General features: G+C 69.3%; 4 protein-coding genes. 3 read left to right on the top strand and 1 reads right to left on the bottom strand.

Annotated elements, in window-relative coordinates:
* The 3 genes from AC5RUJ_RS12180 to paaZ form a co-directional block, all read left to right on the top strand.
* Positions 1-732, top strand: a 732-nt coding sequence (locus AC5RUJ_RS12180; RefSeq protein WP_494155916.1) for a 3-hydroxyacyl-CoA dehydrogenase family protein, incomplete at its 5' end; no start/stop codon positions are given.
* 23 nt (positions 733-755) lie between these two features.
* Positions 756-1,463 carry a tyrosine-protein phosphatase gene (locus AC5RUJ_RS12175; protein ID WP_494128801.1) on the top strand — a complete coding sequence of 236 codons (708 nt, stop codon included), beginning with the start codon at positions 756-758 and terminating at the stop codon, positions 1,461-1,463.
* A gap of 159 nt (positions 1,464-1,622) precedes the next feature.
* The gene (gene paaZ, locus AC5RUJ_RS12170) at positions 1,623-3,692 is read left to right on the top strand and encodes a phenylacetic acid degradation bifunctional protein PaaZ (protein WP_494000616.1); all 2,070 of its coding nucleotides are present in this window, start codon (positions 1,623-1,625) and stop codon (positions 3,690-3,692) included.
* Here paaZ and AC5RUJ_RS12165 read toward each other — a convergent pair.
* On the bottom strand, positions 3,673-4,120 hold a 448-nt coding region (locus tag AC5RUJ_RS12165), incomplete at its 5' end, for a hypothetical protein (protein ID WP_494155915.1). The two genes, paaZ and AC5RUJ_RS12165, sit on opposite strands and share 20 nt — an antisense overlap.

Genomic DNA, 4,120 nt, shown 5'->3' with positions numbered 1-4,120 from the left:
GAGGCGGCCCGCGAGCGCGTGACGGGGGCGCTGGCCAAGAGCGTGGAGCGCGGCACGGCCACCGAACCCCTGGACGCGCTCAAGTCCCGGCTGTCGGTCTCCGTCGACTACGGTTCGTTCGCCGCGTGCGGGCTGGTCGTGGAAGCGGTGCCGGAGGACTTCGAGCTGAAGGCCACCGCGCTGAAGGCCGTCGAGGCCCAGCTGTCCCCGACGGCCTGGCTGGCGACGAACACGTCCTCGCTGTCCATCGCCAAGCTGGCCGACCAGTTGCAGCGCCCGGCGAACTTCTGCGGCCTGCACTTCTTCAACCCGGTCCCGGCCTCGCAGCTGGTCGAAGTGGTGCTGGCCCCGAAGACGTCGGAAGAGCTCGCCGCCGCCTCCAGGAGCTGGGTCGAGGCACTGGGGAAGACCGCCGTCGTCGTCAACGACGCGCCGGGGTTTGCCTCCTCCCGGCTGGGGGTGGCCATCGCGCTGGAAGCCATGCGCATGGTGGAAGAGGGCGTGGCATCCGCGGCGGACATCGACGCCGCGATGGTGCTGGGCTACAAGCACCCGGTCGGCCCGCTCAAGACCACCGACATCGTGGGGCTGGATGTGCGCCTCGGCATCGCCGAATACCTCCATTCCACGCTCGGGGACCGGTTTGCCCCGCCGCAGATCCTCCGCGACAAGGTGGCCCGCGGCGAACTCGGCCGCAAGTCCGGCAAGGGTTTCTTCGACTGGGAGGACTAGCCGCCCGGCGGTAGGCTGCTGCAATGTCGTCCGAACGGTCCCGCGATGCCGGCGCTGTTGCCTGGGAAGGCGCGGTCAACGCCCGCAGGGTGGCGGGGGACATCTTCCGCATGGGCCGCGCCGAATGGCTGACCGCCGCGGGCTGGCAGCAGGCGTACGACGACGGCGTGCGCACCATCGTGGACCTGCGGAACCCGGGCGAGCGCTCGCGCCGGCCGACCGATCCGGTGGTGCCGGCCGGGGCCCTGGATAAATTCACGGTGCTCAACCGGCCGACCGAAGAGCCCGGGCACGCGGAGTTCGCCAACAGCGCCCCGTACATGAACCACCCGCGTTTCTACCTGGACAACGTGCGGGTCTTCCCGCACCTGATCGCCGAGGTGTTCCGCACCCTGGCACACGCGGAGGGCGCCGTCGTCGTCCACTGCTCCGCCGGGCGGGACCGCACGGGCATGGTCTCCATGATGCTGCTGCAGCTCGCGGGTGTCCCGGCCGAGCGGATCGCCGACGCGCACGAGCTGGGCATTCGGGGCATCAACGACTGGCACAGGGTCAGCCCCTACCCGCATCCGGTGGAGCGGTACGTTGGCGGCGACGAGCTGGAGGCGCGGGTGGCGGAGATGCGCGGGTCCCTGCTGCAGGTCTTGGCCCAGCTGGAGGTGGAGCCGTTCCTGCTGCGCCATGGCCTGACGCCCGCCGATGTCGACGCGCTCCGCCGCCGGCTCGCCTGAATCCTTCGGCGGGCGGGCGCCATGCGGTCACCGAAAAGGGGCTGTGCCGGCTGCGGCTGTCATGTAGGCTGGATACGTTACCGACCGACCGTTCAGTATTTTATGTCCCGCCCCATCCTGCGCCAGCACCGGGGCCGGGCGAAGAAAGGGCTGTCAACGATGACCTCTACCGCCGTTGATGTCGAAATTGTTCCCAGCTACATCCAGGATGCCTGGTGGACCCCCGAGGGCGATGTGTCCGGCACCGAGGTCCGCGATGCCAGCACCGGCGCCGTGCTCGCCCGGGTCAGTACGGACGGCCTCGACCTCGCCGCAGCCGTCGAACATGGCCGCACCGTCGGCCAGGCCTCGCTGGGCCGGCTGACCTTCCACCAGCGCGCGCTCAAGCTCAAGGAGTTGGCCCAGTACCTGAATGCGCGGCGCGATGCGCTGTATGAGGTTTCGCACCGCACCGGCGCCACCAAGATCGACAACATGATCGACATCGACGGCGGCATCGGCGTGCTCTTCACCTTCGGGTCCAAGGGGCGGCGCGAACTGCCGAACTCGCAAATCGTGGTGGACGGCCCGGCAGAGGTGCTGGCCAAGGACGGCTCGTTCATGGGCCAGCACATCTACACCCGGATTCCCGGCGTGGCCGTGCAGATCAATGCCTTCAACTTCCCGGTGTGGGGCATGCTCGAGAAGTTCGCGCCGGCCTTCATCGCCGGCGTGCCCACCATCGTCAAGCCGGCCACTCCCACCGGTTACGTGGCCGCCGCCGCTGTGAAGCTGATCATCGAGTCCAACATCCTGCCGGCCGGTTCACTCCAGCTGATTTCCGGTTCTGCCCGTGACCTGCTGGACCATTTGGATTACCGCGACGCCGTGGCCTTCACCGGGTCCGCCGACACCGCGAACCTGCTGAAGTCCCACCCGAACGTGGCCCAGGGCGGCATCCGTTTCACCGCCGAGGCGGATTCGCTCAACGCCGCGATCCTCGGGCCCGACGCGGTGCCGGGCACCCCGGAGTTCGACGCGTACATCAAGTCGCTGGTCACCGAAATGACGGCCAAGGCGGGCCAGAAGTGCACCTCGATCCGCCGCGCCATCGTCCCCAAGGACCGCATGCAGGACGTCGCCGACGCCGTGCGTGCCCGGATCGAACAGCGCGTCGTCGTCGGCGACCCGAGGGCCGAAGGCGTCACCATGGGCGCGCTCGCTTCGGTGGAGCAGCTTGACGACGTCCGCGCAGCCGTCCAGGCCATGATCGATGCCGGCGGCGAGCTCGCCTACGGCACGCTCGATTCGCCGCAGGTTACCCGCGCCGACGGGACCGTGGGCGACTCCGAGGGCGCCTTCATGTCGCCGGTGCTGCTGACCTGGGCCGATGCCGAGGCCGACGCCGTGCATTCGCTGGAAGCCTTCGGCCCGGTTTCCTCCGTCATCGGCTACGAGGACCTCGACGACGCCGTCCGGCTGGCCGCGAAGGGCTCCGGTTCGTTGGTGGCCACCGTCGCCACCAACGACCCCGAGGCCGCCCGCGTGCTGGTTACCGGGATCGCCGCCCACCACGGCCGCGTGCTGGTGCTCAACCGCGAAGACGCCAAGACGTCCACCGGCCACGGTTCCCCCGTGCCGCACCTGGTCCACGGCGGACCGGGCCGCGCCGGCGGCGGCGAGGAATTGGGCGGCATCCGCTCCGTGCTGCACCACATGCAGCGCACCGCCATCCAGGGTTCGCCGAACATGCTCACCGCCGTGACCGGCGTGTGGCATACCGGCGCCGACCAGTATTTCGACGACGTGCACCCGTTCCGCAAGAACCTGGCCACACTGCGGATCGGCGACGCCATCCGTTCGGAGCTCCGCCAGGTCACGCTTGAGGACATCACCGCGTTCGCCAACGAAACCGGCGACACCTTCTACGCCCACACCAACCAGGAGGCCGCCGCCGCCAACCCGTTCTTCCCCGGCATTGTGGCGCACGGTTACCTGCTGCTCGCCTGGGGTGCCGGGCTGTTCGTGGAGCCGGCACCGGGACCGGTGCTGGCGAACTACGGCTTGGAGAACCTGCGCTTCATCACTCCGGTGGCAGCCGGCGACTCGATCCGGGTGACCCTCACCGCCAAGCGCATCACCCCGCGCGAGACGGACGAATACGGCGAGGTCGCCTGGGACGCCGTGCTGACCAACCAGAACGACGAGATCGTCGCGACCTACGACGTGCTCACACTGGTGGAGAAGTAGCCGGAGCTCCTCCTCCTGCCGCGTCCCCGGCGGCCCGGGCCCCGGGGACGGGCAGGAACACCACCGTGTGCCAACGCCAGAAGGCGAACAGCACCAGCAGCACGGTGGCGCCATACAGCAGCTGCGGCGTCGGCTGGCTGGGAAAGACCAGCGAGGTGGCCAGCTGCACCACGGCAAAAGCCAGCCACAGCCACCAGGCCTCATAGATCCGGTGCGCCAACCCCAGATACACCACCGTCATCACCGCCGCGTAGAACGCCTGGAGCAGGAGGACGGTCAGCAGGCCGCCCTCCAAGGGAAAGCCCGCCTGAATATCGCTGGCCACGAAAACCACCGTGGCGGCGATGAGGACCAGCACGGCGGCCGCCCAGGTTCGGCCCGTTGCCCGCTGCACCCACACCGCCGGGCCGGCTGCACCCGGCGCAAGG

The sequence above is a fragment of the Arthrobacter sp. Y3223164 genome, from assembly GCF_059091005.1.
This window is presented reverse-complemented; position numbering and strand designations above follow the sequence as displayed.